The organism is Parapedobacter koreensis, from assembly GCF_900109365.1.
Classification (GTDB): Bacteria; Bacteroidota; Bacteroidia; order Sphingobacteriales; family Sphingobacteriaceae; genus Parapedobacter; species Parapedobacter koreensis.
The window spans coordinates 398421-415088 of record NZ_FNZR01000003.1 but is presented as its reverse complement, the minus strand read 5'-3'; the positions used below and the strand labels follow the sequence as shown (position 1 = coordinate 415088).

Sequence of the window (16668 nt, the reverse complement as noted above, 5' to 3'; positions counted from 1 at the left end):
GTATGTTTGCTCACTACCGCCCATTGTTTCTTTTCTTCTTCCTACTGGCTGTCACCGGGAAATCCCATGCACAGGATATCGGATGGAATGTCCACTTCCACGGCTTCGCAGATAACCGGGAGTATGCGAAATCCAACCGGTACTCGCAATCGATCCTCGGCGTGCGGATTGCCCCCGAAATCAATTTGTCCATGGATAGCATTCATTTTTTGCATGGGGGGGTAAACTTCCTGCACGAATTCGGCTCCGCCGAAACCACGGCAAAAGACATCATACCGACTATCTACTACAATTATAAACAAAAGGGACACGATTTTTATATCGGCATGTTTCCCCGCAAGGATCTGCTCAACGGCTATCACCGGGCGTTATTGAATGACACGCTGAACTATTACCGGCCAAACATTGAAGGGATGCTCTGGAGGTATCAAAACAGCGCCTTCCATCAGCAGCTATGGATTGACTGGACCAGCAGGCAGACGGAGACCGCGCGGGAGCAGTTCATGGTTGGGCTTTCGGGCCGTGTAGACATGAATTTTCTTTACCTGTCGCACAACGTCACGCTTTGGCATGATGCAGGCCGAAAAAACAATACCGATGAAAACGAAAGGCCTGTAAGGGACAATGGGGCAGCCATGGCCAAGCTGGGAACCGATCTATCGGGCTTGTCATTCCTCGATTCATTGGACATCAGCGCAGGCGGAATCATTGCCTATGACCGGCTACGCGGGATCTATGGATGGCGTACCCCCAAGGGTTTTATAGCCGATGTCTATGCAGAATACCGCAAGATCTTTATTGCCAACACGTTTTATAAAGGGGAGAAACTGGATATTGCTTACGGCGATCGATTTTATACGGCCGATTTTTACGATCGGTTGGAGCTGGGATGGAAACCATTGCAATACAAAGGGCTGGAGGGCAAATTTACATTAAGCTTCCATTTTACACGCGGAGCTATAGACAACCAGCAGCAATTTTCCTTACAGTACAACCTCGGCAGGCTATATACCAGGCGGCCGTGACAAATAATTGCCTTTTGGTATACCATTTTTTGTAACTTGCATACCAAAGGCAATTTAGGTTTGGAATTTCTCCGCAATTCATGAGTACCCCTGTATTCGATAGAAACGCTGCGCTTCAACAAGCAGCGAAGCATTCCCCATGGGACTTTGCCATCATCGGTGGCGGGGCAACAGGGCTGGGGATCGCAGTAGACGCCGCTACCAGGGGCTATAAAACCCTCTTGGTGGAACAGCATGATTTTGCTAAAGGCACATCAAGCAGGAGCACCAAACTGGTGCACGGCGGCGTGCGTTACCTGGCTATGGGCGATATCAAATTAGTCCTTCATGCCTTGCACGAACGGGGTATCCTTTTCAACAATGCGCCGCACCTTGCGCACATCCAATCTTTCCTTATTCCCTGCTACTCATTTTTTGATAAATGGAAATACCTAATCGGGCTCAAATTATATGATTGGTTGGCCGGACGTTACCGCATCGGTAAATCAACGTTCGTATCGACAAAGGAAACCGTTAGCCATATCCCCGGCATAAATACCAACGGTTTAAAGGGCGGGATACGCTATTTCGACGGGCAATTCGACGATGCGCGGCTGGCCATTAATCTTGGGCAAACTGCTGCCCAATACGGTGGCACGTTACTCAATTATTGCAGGGTAACTAAACTGCTCAAAGATGACCATGGCAAGGTAATTGGGATTGGTTTTACAGACGAAGAAACGGGCAGGGAATTTGAGATCAATGCCCAAGTAGTCATCAATGCCACGGGTGTCTTCGTGGATGACATCCTGCAATTGGATATCGACAAGCACCAGCCGCTGATAAGGCCCAGCCAGGGGACACACGTCGTCGTAGACCGTGCTTTCCTTGGCAACCGCGATGCGTTGATGATTCCCAAAACAAGCGATGGCCGGGTTCTTTTTGGTATTCCTTGGCATGGCCAGCTGTTGCTGGGCACCACCGATGTCCCGATAAGCACTCATAGTTTGGAGCCACGGCCGCTGGATGCTGAAATTGATTTCATCCTCAAAACTGCGGCAACATACCTCACCAATCCTCCCCAGCGGAAAGATATCTTAAGCGTTTTTGCAGGGCTGAGACCCCTCGCTGCTCCAGGTAAAGCCAGCGAATCAACCAAGGAAATTTCCCGTGACCATAAATTGATGGTCAATCCTTCCGGCTTGATTACCATTACCGGTGGCAAGTGGACCACCTACCGCAAAATGGCCGAAGAAACGGTAGATAAAGCGATCGCAGCTGGCGGTTTAGTACCCCGGGATTGCCGCACGAAGACGGTAAAAATCCATGGCCATCGTACACAAAAACAAGCGGGCCATTGGGCGTATTACGGCGATGATGCATCGAGTATCCAAGCATTGGCCGATATGGATCCGGCACTGCAGGAAAAATTGCCCGGCGGATTCGGCCATATTACTGCCGAAGTCGTATGGATGGTGAAACATGAAATGGCAAGAACCGTAGAAGACGTATTGGCAAGACGGCTTAGAATATTGTTTCTGGATGCTGCAAAATCCATGGAAATGGCACCGAAAGTAGCGCGCATTATGGCTACCGAGCTGCATAAGGATGAAAAATGGATAACCAGCCAAATCGAGCAGTATAACCTGCTTGCGAAAGGTTACCTGCCAAAAGAAATAACGGGCATTGCTTAACCGTTACTATTAGGTAAGAATCAAAATAACCAATTAGGATGAGCCCATATATTTTAGCTTTAGATCAAGGTACGACCAGTTCGCGTGCTATCATTTTCGACAAAGCGGGCAGCATTGTCGCGCTTGCACAAAAAGAATTCAAGCAGTACTACCCCAAATCGGGCTGGGTAGAACACGATCCAAAGGAGATTTGGTCGAGCCAGCTCGCCGTAGCCACCGAAGCCGTGGCCAATGCAGGGCTAAAAGCGGCATCCATCGCAGCGATAGGTATCACCAACCAACGCGAAACCACCATCATCTGGGACCGGCATAGCGGGCAGGCCATTTATCCAGCCATTGTTTGGCAAGACAGGCGTACCGCTGAGTACTGTGACGAACTCATCGAAAACGGATACGGGGATCTGATCAGACGGAAGACGGGATTGTTGATAGATGCTTATTTCTCCGCCAGTAAGATCAAGTGGATACTCACGCATGTCGAAGGCGCTTATGAAAAAGCCAAGCGCGGGCAATTGGCGTTCGGTACCGTCGATAGCTGGTTGATATGGAATCTTACTGGGGGTGAAAAACACCTTACCGACGTATCCAATGCATCGCGTACCATGCTTTACAATATCCATACCCTGAAATGGGATGATGAATTGCTTGAGCTCTTCGACATCCCGATGGGCTTGCTGCCCGAGGTGAGGAGCTCTTCGGAAATTTATGGAAAAACAGCCGCCAACATCCTGGCCGCCAAAATTCCCATTGCCAGTATTGCCGGTGATCAGCAGGCTGCACTTTTCGGCCAGTTGTGCACGCAGGTAGGCATGGTAAAAAATACCTATGGCACGGGATGTTTCATGCTGATGAACATCGGGGACAAACCTATCCTATCCGCCAACAACCTGGTGACCACCATTGCCTGGAAACTGGGTGATCAGGTGAGCTATGCACTTGAAGGGAGCATTTTTATCGGCGGCGCGGTCGTACAATGGTTACGTGATGGACTGGGCATTATCCGCAGGTCGTCGGACGTCGAGGAATTGGCATCAAAAGTGGCGGACACCGATGGGGTGTACATGGTGCCCGCTTTCTCCGGATTAGGAGCCCCCTATTGGGATCCCTATGCAAGAGGCACCATCGTGGGGCTCACCAGGGGTAGCAATGCCGCCCATATCGCACGTGCAGCACTGGAAAGCATCGCTTTCCAGACGCTGGATATCCTCCGGGCGATGGAGGCGGATGCCGGTACGCAGCTCAAGGAGCTCCGGGTGGATGGCGGAGCTACGGCAAACAACCTCTTGCTCCAATTCCAGGCGGATATCCTGCAAGCGAATGTCGTAAGGCCCCAGATCACGGAAACCACAGCCATCGGGGCAGCTTATTTAGCCGGCCTTGCGGTAGGGCTGTGGAAGAGTACGGACGATATCCAAGACCAATGGCAGATTGAAACGACGTTTGTACCGGACCATACCTACCAAGCAAATCCGGCCATTGCAAACTGGCACCGCGCGGTGGAAACCGCTAAGACGTTTAAAAACAACCAACTATGACACCATTCATCGCAGAAACCATCGGCACCGGATTTCTTATTTTATTGGGGGGCGGCGTGGTGGCCAACGTCGTGCTCACTGGCACGAAGGGCCATCATAGCGGCTGGATGGTCATCACCACGGCCTGGGCACTGGCTGTGTTCGTGGGCGTGGTCATTGCCGGGCCCTATAGCGGCGCACACCTCAATCCCGCAGTGACATTGGCCATGCTGATTACCGGAAATATCGGTGCAGCGGATGCCCTGTCTTACGTCATTGCCCAGTTCCTTGGTGCAATGGGGGGTGCTTTTTTCGTCTGGCTTATTTATCAGGATCACTTTAAAGCCACGTCGGATGCCGCAGCTAAACAAGCTGTATTTTGCACATCGCCCGCTATCCGGAATTATCCGGTCAACCTGGCCAGCGAAATCATCGGCACCTTCGTGCTGCTGACCACGATTTTTTACTTCACGGATGCCGAATTGGGTGGCGACCATGCCCTGCCGGTAGGCCTGGGCTCCATCGGTGCCATACCAGTGGCATTTCTCGTGTGGGTGATCGGCCTGGCATTGGGGGGCACTACCGGATATGCCATCAACCCAGCCCGCGACCTGGGACCCCGCATCATGCATGCCTTGCTGCCCATAAAAGACAAAGCACGGTTCGATGCAGCGTACGCTTGGATACCAGTGGTGGGGCCGATCCTGGGTGCCCTGCTGGCTGCTTTCTTGTTCCGCTGGCTGGGCACGTAAGTCCTATCCGAGGGTTTTCACCATTATTTGGCCGCTATAATGATCTGCCAAATGGCGGCCATCGCCATGGATGGTCCATATTTCGCGCGGATTCACCTGTGCAATATAATGGAGGATGTCTTTCCAGTCTACATGGTCTGAAATGTATAGCTCCATATCGTTGTGGTGTTGCAGGTGCTTCCACCCTGACGCGAATACACGGATGACGTTGGTAGCCCGGAAATAGCTGTTGAATGCCATGGGTGGCACCAGGTAGATGTGGTGCGCCGTTTGGGTTTTCATTTCCTTGCGGTTATAAGGCTCGTAGCGCAGGTGCTTAATTCCCATTGATGCGTACAGCTGGTGGATGGGCAATATGCCATGGTGGACAAGTACCCGCCTTTCCGGACAATGTTTATTGAGCAGCGATGTAAGACGCTGGGCTTTGCCCAACGCATAGGAGCCTAACAACACGTGATGAGGCTTGCCATTTATTTTGGAGATTTCGGCCACCGGATCCGGATGTGTGACTTGCGGATGGGCAAAAGTACTTTCCGTAATCAGGACATCAGCTTGCACGGCTTCCAAAGGCTCACACGTATCATCCGCCTGCAACTTGTAATCGCCAGTATACAGGTATCGGATGCCATTGTACGCCATGACAAGCTGGGCCGATCCCAGTATATGCCCTGCCGGCATGAAATGGATCGTCACGCCCCCTACCTGAAAGGGTTGGTGATAATGAAATTCCCGAAAACTACCGAAGGGCTGGCGGCTGTACCGATACCGCATAAAGGCAGCCGTTGGGGGAGTGCAATAAATCTCGCCGTGCCCCGGGCTTGCATGATCGGCGTGCGCGTGTGACACCAGTGCCCTGCTTACCGGCGATAAGGGGTCGACAAAAAAGTCGCCATATTTACAATAATACCCTTCAGGCCGCTTGACCAGAAAGTCAGCTAAGATTTGTGCAACCATTATAACCGTTGTGTGCGAAAAAAATGGTCGAGCTTCAAGACTTGCGGAATGACGGCCTGTACACCGTCATTAAAAATGACCTCATCTGCCAGCGACTCCTTTTCTGCTTCGGGCCATTGCTGGGCCATACGAGACCGCACCTGTTCGGCGGTCACCCCATCGCGTTTGATAACCCGTTCGATACGTATGGCCTCGGGAGCTTTCACCAAGATGTTATAATGATTTAATTTGAAGGAACCGCTTTCAAAAAGCAATGCTGCCTCTTTTATGGTATAGGGTGCATCCTGCTCGGCTGCCCACGCTTCCCCCGCCTGGATAACTACGGGATGTACCAATGCATTCAATTGTTTCAATTTAGTTCTGTCGTTAAACACTTGAGCGGCCAGGTAAGCGCGGTTTAGGGAACCGTCTTTCTGGTAAGCTTCCCTGCCAAATTCAGCCTGAATGGCTCGTACCAGCCCCGCATCCGCTGTCATTAACCTTCGCGCCTCGCGGTCTGCATCAAAAACAGGAATACCCAAAACGCTGAATATCCTGCAAATCGTGGATTTTCCACTGCCTATCCCTCCGGTCACGCCGATTTTCAACGATTGCATAGCTTATCTCCTGACAAAAAAATCAACATTCTGCGGTTCTATCTTCACCAGCTTGCAAAATTTGGGCATTTGAGTGATGATGACCGGCAAGCTACTGATGTCATTATCCGCCCAATCGTCCATATTGACGACCGCCTCAAACGCATTGCTTGTCACCTTCGTGTAATCCCGCAGGGACACCATGACCGTAAGCTTCACCTTACCCGGCAGCAATTTCACCGAGCTAAACCGCTGCATATTCTCCGCTTTCAGCGGTACTTCAAGGATCTTTTCGGTGATTTCACCTACCGGAATATCGACCTCCACCGATGTGGGATATACATTGATATTGGCCCGCTGATTTTGTTTTAAGTAAGCGATGGTATGGATATCATTTTTGACAGCCGCAGACCGGATGGTATCGGTTTCCCAATGTTCGATTTGCACGACATCTTCGAGCGGGCCGGTGATGGTCACATATTCCGGAGAAATACGCAATTCGTCGATGACATCGTATTGTTTACTGAATTGCAGGTTATACAACGCCTTCACGGGCACTTTCCGTTCAGTTTGTTTTGAAAAATCAAAATACAGCGTATCGGGCGACACCGATATCACACGCTGATTAGCGGGGAACTGGCGGTTGATAAACCCGAGCTGATTAGCAAAGACAATCCAGTTGCGGCGTTCCAAGCCGCTCAGGTCTACCTGGATGGTCTGCGTGGTTGCCTGCAATGTCGTAAACAGCAATTGCCACCCCTTGGCTTGCAGCCGCACACTTACCGTATCCGATTGCAGTGGATGGAAGGCCCTGCTATCGGGTACATTGACGTACTGTACATTCGATTTTACGGTAAAGACATAGTCGTTCGATATGGCAAAGAGCGCCCACGCCAAAAAGGAAAAAATGATGCATTTAGCAAAAATGCTTAGTTTGCGCCGCTGTGTTTTATTTAATTTCAGAACCGGCATTACTAAACAAGTTTAGAAAACCACAAAGCCGCCAACGGTTTTGTGTGCGCCTTTGCGGTTTTAAGGGTGTCAAAAAAATTAGGCTTTCGGTGCCGCATTCTGTGCCTTCGACGCGTCGAGGGCAATCGCGGATTTATCGAAGCGAATCTTAACTCCGCCACCGACGTCGACAAGAAACGTGGTTTCGGAAATTTCAACAAGACGTCCGTGTATGCCGGCCGTTGTTACTACCCGGTCGTTTACTTTCAGTTCTTCAATATATTTCTTATGATCTTTGGCCTTCTTCATTTGTGGCCGGATCATGAAAAAATAAAAAACGACAATAATCAGAATCATGGGCAGGAATCCCATGATTCCCCCGGCACCCCCAGCCTGCAATAAAATTGTTGATGTAATCATTTGTTTGTAATTATTGGGTTGTTTGCTTTTTGTTACTTGTTTTGGGTTTTAATACGGCTACTTCACCACTTCACCGCGCAGGTGTAACAGTGTATTGCGGCTGACTGCATTGGATGTGACCGTCACCACCTTATGCTGCTTGCCCACTTGCCCCGCACTGTTAAACACGACTTTCACCAGGCCTTCTTCACCTGGGGCTATCGGATTTTTTGAATATTCAGGAGTCGTGCATCCGCATGATGCCTGCACATTGGAGATAATTAGCGGCGAGGTGCCTGTATTGGTAAATTTAAACTCGTGTTCGACCTTTTCCCCCTCTTTGACCTTCCCAAAATCATAGGCATCATTCTCCACGGCCAATACCGCATTGATGGAATCGCTTCCAGGTATGATCGTCTGGCCAACGGGTTGTTTGCCCTGCTGCTCCAAAGGTATCTCTTCTGCTTCCTGTTCTTGGTTTTTTCCACTGTTGCAGGATGTGATTAACATCAATCCCAAAAAAAATAAGGATATCCATTTCATGGTTCTCGCAATTAACGTTGATAATATAGTGTTATATGTTATTTAAAAACAAGGGATAGTTAGACTTGTTTGTGTCATTGCACCAGCCCCCGTCCATATTTACGTATTCTTCCTGCGGTCTGCAGCTCATTCAAAATCTTATCCAGGATGCCATTGATAAAGGTATTGCTTTTGGCCGTACTGAATACCTTGGATATTTCGATGTATTCGTTGATCGTGACCTTCACGGGAATCGTGGGAAAATTAAGCAGCTCACAAATTGCCATACGCATCAACAGGTTGTCCAATAAGGCTATCCTATCCGCTTCCCAGTTCTTGGTTTTTGTGCTGATCAACTGCTGGTATTCATCGGCATAACGGATGGCATGCCCCAATAAATCCGTAATGAATTGCCTGTCTTCCTGCCAATTGGGTGTCAGCTCGGCCAACTGGTTCTGGCTGGGGTTTTCGCTCGTGAAATTCTTGAAGGTTTTGGCGATCATTGCCTGCAACACTTCTTTGTCTACCGACCAGTTGATAAATTTTTCCTCAAATACTTGCTCGATGGCCGGTGCTTTAAGGATAATCTTTTTGAAAATGAACTTGACAATATCTTTTTCCGCGGCAATGGAGCGATCATCCTGGCTCAAATAAGTGGCATAGGCCTCTGTGTCTTTCAATTGGAAAAAGACCATGCGCACGATTTCCGGATCAAAACTCCACGACACTTTGTATTGCTTTACGCCTGCATTATACTTTTCGTTGTGCCGCAATAATTCGATAAATGTATTCGTATATAACCGGATATTGGGCGATAGATCTGCTGCTGACGGTAAATACTTGTTTGCGCGTTCATCGGCATCAATCCGCACATAATCCGATACCTCATCCAATAAGTTTAACGTCCAGATATACATCTCGTATACCTGATCCACGCTTTTTAACAGCGCTTTTTCAAACTTACTGACCTGTTTGTCCTCCGATAGTTGGTATGCATACAGTGTCTGTAATACCTTGACGCGTAAGTGTCTTCTATTTAGCATAATAATATAAAGAACGATTGGATAAAAATACCAACATACAGCTTTTAGTATTTGATTTTACGCATATCCGCTATCCGTGATTCTGCGATTTGGTTTGCCGCTTGGTAAGAAGCCACATTTTCATTTATCGACTTGCGCAATACGGAACGGGTAGCTTCATAAATATTTTCAGTAAGCGCGGCAGTACGTGATACACTGTAGCCTGCGATTTCTGAATAGCAGCTGATCAATCCTCCGGCATTGATGAGGTAATCAGGCGCATACAAAATTTTCTTTTCCATTAACAATTGGCCATCCTCCTGCTCATTCCGCAACTGGTTATTAGCGGAGCCTGCGATGATCCGGCACCGCATCTTGGCCAAGGTGTCTTTATTGACCGTGCCGCCCAATGCACAGGGCGAATAGACATCGACATCCAATTCATAGATATTGGTATTGGCAACGGCTACCGCCTTATACTTATTGGCAATTTCCACCATACGCTCTTCAACAATGTCACTGACATATACCTTGGCGTTTTCCTCCCGCAGCAAGGCGATCAGCTGTTCGCCCACATTGCCGGCACCTTGTACGGCTACAGTGCGGCCTGCCAGGCTATCGTTGCCATACAGCTCTTTCAAGGAAGCTTTGATGCCATAATATACCCCTTTTGCGGTAAACGGGGCAGAATCCCCACTGCCGCCCAGCGATTTGGGCAAGCCGGCTACGTGCTTCGTCTCCATCCGCAGGTATTCCATGTCCTTGGGCGTTGTACCAATATCCAATGAGGCAATAAACGTACCGCTTAATTCGGCCACAAACTGTCCGAACCGGCGCAGCAACACTTCATTTTTCTGCGTGCGGTGATCACCGATGATCGCCGCATTGCCCCCACCCAGATTCACTCCGGCCACCGCAGCCTTATAGGTCATGCCCCGTGAAAGCCGCAGCACGTCGTCAATGGCTTCGTCGGTATTTTGATAAGGAAGCATCCTTACCCCCCCGATTGCAGGGCCGAGCGTGGTATCGTGAATAGCTATGATTGCTTGTAACCCCACAGTACCGTCATTACAGAACACAAGCTTCTGATGGCCGAATTGGGCCATCAATTTAAAGGACGAATTATCTTTGGCAGGTACGGACATACAACATTATACGCTATGAGATGAACTGCAATCTTGGGGCAAACTTAGCAAAAATATTCATGCATGTCACCTACGCGGTCAAACATTTCGTATTTTTGCATCTTCCGCCGGGCTAAATCCTGATGCTTCCAGGAATGGTTCCGTTGGCCGGCGGCTAACGATGCACAAATGAAACACCTCGCACACCTCAATAAATATTTCTACAAATACCGCTGGCGGATGATTCCCGGCGTCATTTTTGTGATCGTCTCAAACTATTTCGGCGTGCTGCCTGCCCAGGTTATCCGTATTGCCTTTGACCTGGTCAAAGAAAACATCAGCATGTACCGTTTATTTGATGGGTTTGAGCGGCAGCAGCTTGTCTATGAGATTTTCGGATATAGCTTGCTGTTGTTTGGCGTATTGGTATTGCTGCTCTCGCTTATCCGGGGGGTGTTTCTTTTCTTGATGCGCCAGACAATCATCCTCACCTCACGGCATATCGAATATGATCTAAAAAATGAGATCTACCATCATTACCAACAGTTGGATATGGCTTTTTACCGAAGGAACAATACCGGCGACCTCATGAACAGGATAACGGAGGATGTAAATAGGGTACGTTCGTACCTCGGGCCGGCCGTCATGTATTCCATTAATACCGTGGTCTTATCCATCATGGTCATCGCCGCCATGATCAGCGTAAACTCCACATTGGCGCTCTATGCGCTGATGCCCATACCCGTGCTGTCTGCCATTTTATTATTCGTCAACAAGATTATCAACCGTCGCAGCGAGCACATACAACAGCAGCTTTCAACACTTTCGACTTTTGTCCAAGAAACCTTTTCGGGCATACGTGTAATAAAGACGTATAACCGGGAAGTGGACAAAATGGATCGTTTTATGGACGAAAGCAACACGTATCGCCAAGCCTCGCTGGCACTTGTAAAGACAGAAGCCATTTTTTTTCCGCTGATCCTATTGCTTATCGGGCTGAGCACGGTCATCACGGTGTATATCGGGGGCTTGGAAGTAGCCAAGGGCACCATTACTTCAGGCAACATCGCCGAATTCATCATCTATGTAAACCAGCTGACGTTCCCGGCAATGGCATTAGCCTGGGTCACTTCACTCATCCAGCGGGCGGCGGCTTCTCAAAAGCGCATCAACGAATTTCTCCGTACCGAGCCGGCGATAACCTCCGCTGCTCATGGTCATTTCGAAACGCAGGGGCATATCCGTTTTGAACAGGTCAATTTTACGTATCCGGATACCGGTATCCAAGCGGCAAAAAACGTATCGTTTGAAGTAAGGCCCGGTGAGTTGCTTGCGATCATTGGCCGGACCGGATCGGGCAAATCCACGCTGGCCAACCTGCTGATGCGCATGTATGACGTCGAGTCCGGCAACATCACCATCGACGGCGAGGATATCCGCCAATTACCGTTGCAAGCGTTCCGAAGCAAAATCGGCTTTGTGCCGCAAGATGTTTTTCTGTTTTCCGATACCATTGCCAATAATATTGCCTTCGGGCTGGACAAAGCCGATCTGGATGAGGTAGAAAGGGCCGCCAGACGGGCGGCCGTATACGAGAATATTATCGCCTTTGAAAAGGGATTCGAAACCACCATCGGCGAACGGGGAATTACCTTATCCGGTGGGCAAAAGCAACGGGTGTCTATCGCAAGGGCACTCATCAAGCATCCGCAAATGCTGATTTTCGATGATTGCCTGTCTGCCGTGGATACCAAAACGGAAGAAGAAATCCTGCGCAATCTTAGCACGGACATGAAAGGCAAGAGCACCATTTTCATAGCGCACAGGGTCTCTACCATCAAAAATGCCGACCGCATCATCGTGTTGGATGAAGGCGCCATTATCGAACAGGGAACCCATGAAGAATTGCTTGCCCTGCAAGGCAGTTACTTCGAACTGTACGAGAAACAATTGCTGGAAGAAGCCGTATAAGGGCCCACCTCAAGGAAGTTCCTTGATGTAAATATCCCGATACGACACGTGCGTTCCGTGTGCTTGCAATTCAATCTGCTCTATCGGAAAAATGGGCAAGCTCCTATTCCAGTAGTTTTCCAGTACAACACTGTCGGTTACCAGTTCGCCGTTGAGGTATACCGTCACTTTATCGCCTATCATGACAATACGAAACGTATTCCACTCGCCCAATGGATTGTCAGCCACCTTCAGCGGATGGCGGCGGTTCTTTTCGTTGTTGTACAGCCCACCGGATCCGACCTCCGCACCGACATCTACCCGGGATATATCCCATATCTGCACTTGCGGGGTACCTCTTAAATAAATGCCAGCATCACCTTCCTTACCTTCTTTTGCAAGCTTCCAATCCACGAATAGCTCAAAATTTGCGTATTGTTCTGTCGTCGCGATGTTGTCTCCATGGCCATTGAATTGCAATACGCCATCTTCAACAGACCAGCCCTGCCGCATAAGTTGGTCTGCTTGTTCCTGTGCAATTGCCAGCGAATCCGGATGCATCAGCACACGCTGGATAGGGTTAGCTACTAAACCCTTCCATCCGGTGAGGTCTCGGCCATTAAACAGGGAGACATAGCCTGCTTCCTGGTCAGTTTGTTCATCCAGGTGTTTTTGGATAGCCTCCCGGAGGTAGCTGCTCTCGCTGCCGGATAAAAGCGCCATCACCTTAGTCAGCAAACGGGTAACGTCTGGCCCGTAAAAGCGTTTGTCCTCCAGGGCGATGTTCATAACCGTATTGGCTGCGGTGGATTTTAGCTGTTCATCATCGAGGTATTTACCCGCAAAAATCAAGGCATTATACGTCTTGCTGGATTCCAACGCACTTAATATGGCCTTTTTTTGGTCGGCGGTCTCAACAATCTCGAACAGGTCACGGAGGTGCAACACTTTTTGCTCCGCAGGAATACCGGATATGCCAATGACGCGTATCAATCCCTTGACCACCGCATCCCGCTGGGCTGCGTCCATGACTTTCTTGCGACTGAGCTCGACTAATTTCGGCAATGCCTCAGCACCTGACCAATTCACCAAAGCGGTAGTGGCCGCTCCGCGAATGCCCGGATCGGCATTATCGGTATAGTCGGCTATCAATGCCAATGCCTCCCCGCCGCCGATGCCCGATAAGATGGGAAAAAAAAGCGGCCGCGAAACGGCATTGGTTTTTTGGAAACGTGCCACCACCTGTTGCACTTGATCAATCCTGTCCCTACCACGGTTTACCGCCACGATGACTGCTTGCTGGACGGGGCCTACATGCTCGCTCTTTGCACTGAAAAGCAGCTCCATCAATTTTTCCAAATCAGTGGGGCGGGCTACCTGTGGCAACGCCGCATACGCAGCGGTTTTGACTTCCACAGGGGCCTCGCTTTGTATAATTTCAAAGATAAGGGGCACACTTTCGCCGACCCCACGCTGGGCCAACAGATCGATAAGCAGCACTTGGAGTGCCGAATCTTTTTCCGTGGACAATGCTCTTGTAAGCAATGTGGGCAACTGGCTGTTCTTCGAAATGAGCAGTGCTTCCTTTATTGCTGTCCTCGTTTCCACATCGCTTGCGCCAAGCCTTTCAATCAGTTCGGCGGCAGCTTCATTGCCAAGTAATTTTTGCAGCGTGTTCACGGCAGTTGCACGCACATTTGGCGTGCCGGTATCCAATGCCCTCCTGACTTCGGGAAGCATCGAGACCAAGTTGTGATCCCCAAAATAGCGAAGGATAGCTACCTGCACCGATTCATCGGCCTTAAATATTCCTCTGCCTATTTGCCAGGAAATCCGCTCATTGAGGTAGGGTGCCAACAGGGCCAACGCTGTGCTCCGGTATATGCTATTTTCGTCCTTTGTCCCCTTCACCAGTACATTCACCTGTTTATTGCCATCGATTTGGGTAAGCAGCCGTAAAGCAGCGACACGGGTATGCACCTGTTGATCCTGCTTTGCTGACCGGAGTAAGCGTGAGGCAATTTTTTCGGCCGCTGCGGTTTCTCCCATGGAAGCCAGCCGGTAGGCATAGTTCACATAGGCGGCCGTCGCATCGGTTACATCATAAACAAAGCCTACATCTTGCGCGGCCTTTCTCAAAGCGGGTTCAGCAGCCGGGCTGCCGACGCGCGAAAGCGCATAAAGCACGGCTTTCCGCAAGGGTATAGCTTCGGTGCTTACCCTTGCGAGCAGTTGTTGCTCTGCGGGCTGATAAGCCATGAATCCAAGTGCATTGGCTACATTGACGGCCGCTACTTCTGTAGCATCCTGCAAACCAGCTAACAAGGCAGCGCCAGCGGATTCCGTACCGATCCTGGCCAATGCACGGGCAGCCTTTTCGCTCAGCCGATCGTCATTCAAATAACGCTTCAACGCATCCACAGCCGTGTCATCCCCGGCGTTCTGCAGCAGTTGGATTACAAATCCTTTATTGTCTTTGTCCGTCAGCGCATCCAGTGCCGCTATTGCACCCTTCACAAACGTGGCTCGTTGCTCCCCTTTGCCGGCCAGCAAAACATGGTAGCTGTAGCTATTGGCTGCATATTCAATGCCTGCGTTAGCTCCCTTGCCGGGAGGGGTTAGTTGACGAAGCAACGTTGAAATGTCCGACTCGGAAAACCGTTCGAGTTGCGCCATCACTTCACGGAAGCTGTTGGACGTTTCGGCTGGTTGCTTCGCCAATAAATCAGCGACCTTGGAGTCTACCTGCGCATGTACAGTCAGCTGAAGCACGAACAGCACGAAAAATGGATATATCGATTTTCTCATTGGATGATGGCGTTTTATATGAACGATTTTATATAGACCAAGGACCGCGCATGGGCTGATCTATCAGCCTATTGGCTGCCTCGTCATTTACAAATACTTGATTTTCGGGATCGAACTTCAACGACCTATTGAGCCGCAAAGCTACTAAGCCCATATTGACGATGGTACACGAACGGTAGCCATTCTCTTCATTGAGCGCAAATTTTGTGCGGTTTTTTACCGCTTCAACAAAATCGGTCACTTGGGGCTCGGGATCCGGAAAAGCGGCCAGCTTGCGTTCCATATCTGGAATATCCGACTTAAAGCCGCGATAAACATTTCCCAACGGGCCTTCGATATACGGTTTGCCCACATCCCTGCCTTCCCCATCAAGGATGATCTGGCAGCCATCGGCATAGGTATAGGTGATGCGGCGCCAAGTGCCCACGGCATCACTATGCTGCTGGGGGGCGTCCACCTCTACCGAAACGGGGCTTTCATTATCTTTGTTAAGGAAATATTGGACCGGATCGATGTAATGTTGCCCCATATCGCCCAATCCACCACCGTCATAATCCCAATATCCCCGGAATGTGGTATGTACACGGTGTGTGCTATATGGTTTGTACGGCGCAGGGCCAAGCCACATGTCATAATCAAGCTCACTGGGTACCTGCTCTACCGGTAAATTCTCACGGCCCACCCAATAGAATTTCCAATCAAACCCGGTGTGCTTGCTAATGGTCACTTTAAGCGGCCAGCCCAGCATGCCGGTGTCCACCAGCTTTTTAATCCGTTTTACCGGCACGTTCATCCCGTAAAAATTGGACTCAAAGCGGAACCATGTATTCAGGCGGAAAATATTCCCATGTTGCTTAACGGCCTCCTTGACGCGCTTGCCTTCTCCAATAGTCCGGGTCATCGGTTTTTCGCACCAAATATCCTTGCCCATGCGTGCCGCCTCGGCTGCCATAAGGCCATGCCAGTGCGGAGGGGTCGCAATATGGACGATATCCACCTCGGGCAGTTGGATGAGCTCGCGGAAATCAGCAAATTGCTTGACGCCAGCATCACCAAGTTGTTTCATCGCAATAGCAAGGTGCCGGGTGTCTACATCACAGATGGCCACCGTCTTGGTGCCGGCATATTCAAAATGCCCCCGGCCCATAGATCCTACACCTATTATGCCTTTGGTAAGGTGATCACTGGGCGCCAGGTAACCCGGGCCACCCAAAACAAAACGGGGCACAATACTGAACGCGGCTGCTCCCAGTAATGACTTCTTGATGAATTCCCGACGGGATGTATTTTTTTCTTTCATATGATGAGATTCCGAATCGGTATGAATGTCACAAATTTATTATTTCCTTAATTAAACCAAAAACTTTCTATGTTTTTCTTTAAGATCAGGCCGACTTTT

Annotated in this window: 14 protein-coding genes; 5 read left to right on the top strand and 9 right to left on the bottom strand. The window is 49.8% G+C overall.

Features of this window, described 5'->3' with window-relative positions; all coding sequences use genetic code 11:
* Nucleotides 1-2 precede the first annotated feature (2 nt).
* From BMW65_RS09550 to BMW65_RS09535, 4 genes are all read left to right on the top strand, one after another.
* A complete protein-coding gene (locus BMW65_RS09550) occupies nt 3-1025 on the top strand; it encodes a hypothetical protein (protein WP_090604893.1) in 1023 nt (340 codons plus the stop codon).
* An 80-nt stretch (nt 1026-1105) separates the two neighbouring features.
* Complete coding sequence (locus BMW65_RS09545; RefSeq protein ID WP_090604891.1) at nt 1106-2698, top strand: glycerol-3-phosphate dehydrogenase/oxidase; 1593 nt, start codon at nt 1106-1108, stop codon at nt 2696-2698.
* Between the two features lie 38 nt (nt 2699-2736).
* Nucleotides 2737-4233, top strand: a complete 1497-nt coding sequence (gene glpK, locus BMW65_RS09540; RefSeq protein WP_090604889.1) for a glycerol kinase GlpK — start codon at nt 2737-2739, stop codon at nt 4231-4233.
* Nucleotides 4230-4964, top strand: coding sequence for an MIP/aquaporin family protein (locus BMW65_RS09535; protein WP_090604888.1), 735 nt, complete (start codon nt 4230-4232; stop codon nt 4962-4964). The genes glpK and BMW65_RS09535 overlap by 4 nt, the downstream gene beginning before the upstream one ends.
* 3 nt (nt 4965-4967) lie before the next feature.
* Here the strand turns inward: BMW65_RS09535 and BMW65_RS09530 are convergent, their stop codons facing one another.
* The 7 genes from BMW65_RS09530 to BMW65_RS09500 form a co-directional block, all read right to left on the bottom strand.
* Nucleotides 4968-5918 (bottom strand): MBL fold metallo-hydrolase, encoded by a 951-nt coding sequence (locus tag BMW65_RS09530; protein ID WP_090604886.1) that lies wholly within the window; start codon nt 5916-5918, stop codon nt 4968-4970.
* On the bottom strand, nt 5918-6514 hold the full coding sequence (gene coaE, locus BMW65_RS09525; protein ID WP_090604884.1) for a dephospho-CoA kinase: 597 nt from the start codon (nt 6512-6514) through the stop codon (nt 5918-5920). The genes BMW65_RS09530 and coaE overlap by 1 nt, the downstream gene beginning before the upstream one ends.
* A 3-nt stretch (nt 6515-6517) precedes the next feature.
* Nucleotides 6518-7465 carry a CdaR family protein gene (locus BMW65_RS09520; protein WP_090604883.1) on the bottom strand — a complete coding sequence of 316 codons (948 nt, stop codon included), beginning with the start codon at nt 7463-7465 and terminating at the stop codon, nt 6518-6520.
* Between the two features lie 78 nt (nt 7466-7543).
* Nucleotides 7544-7861, bottom strand: a complete 318-nt coding sequence (gene yajC / locus BMW65_RS09515; RefSeq protein ID WP_090605413.1) for a preprotein translocase subunit YajC — start codon at nt 7859-7861, stop codon at nt 7544-7546.
* A 60-nt stretch (nt 7862-7921) separates the two neighbouring features.
* A complete protein-coding gene (locus tag BMW65_RS09510) occupies nt 7922-8386 on the bottom strand; it encodes a DUF1573 domain-containing protein (RefSeq protein ID WP_090604881.1) in 465 nt (154 codons plus the stop codon).
* A 74-nt stretch (nt 8387-8460) separates the two neighbouring features.
* A complete protein-coding gene (gene nusB, locus BMW65_RS09505) occupies nt 8461-9408 on the bottom strand; it encodes a transcription antitermination factor NusB (RefSeq protein ID WP_090604880.1) in 948 nt (315 codons plus the stop codon).
* A 44-nt stretch (nt 9409-9452) separates the two neighbouring features.
* On the bottom strand, nt 9453-10493 hold the full coding sequence (locus BMW65_RS09500; protein WP_245747584.1) for a Glu/Leu/Phe/Val family dehydrogenase: 1041 nt from the start codon (nt 10491-10493) through the stop codon (nt 9453-9455).
* Between the two features lie 207 nt (nt 10494-10700).
* On the opposite strand from BMW65_RS09500, the gene BMW65_RS09495 reads away from it, so the two are divergent.
* Nucleotides 10701-12482 (top strand): ABC transporter ATP-binding protein, encoded by a 1782-nt coding sequence (locus BMW65_RS09495; RefSeq protein ID WP_090604877.1) that lies wholly within the window; start codon nt 10701-10703, stop codon nt 12480-12482.
* A gap of 9 nt (nt 12483-12491) precedes the next feature.
* Here the strand turns inward: BMW65_RS09495 and BMW65_RS09490 are convergent, their stop codons facing one another.
* Both BMW65_RS09490 and BMW65_RS09485 read right to left on the bottom strand, forming a co-directional pair.
* Nucleotides 12492-15269 carry a DUF1080 domain-containing protein gene (locus BMW65_RS09490; protein WP_090604875.1) on the bottom strand — a complete coding sequence of 926 codons (2778 nt, stop codon included), beginning with the start codon at nt 15267-15269 and terminating at the stop codon, nt 12492-12494.
* A 28-nt stretch (nt 15270-15297) separates the two neighbouring features.
* Nucleotides 15298-16569 carry a Gfo/Idh/MocA family oxidoreductase gene (locus BMW65_RS09485; protein WP_090604874.1) on the bottom strand — a complete coding sequence of 424 codons (1272 nt, stop codon included), beginning with the start codon at nt 16567-16569 and terminating at the stop codon, nt 15298-15300.
* Between the last annotated feature and the right edge of the window lie 99 nt (nt 16570-16668).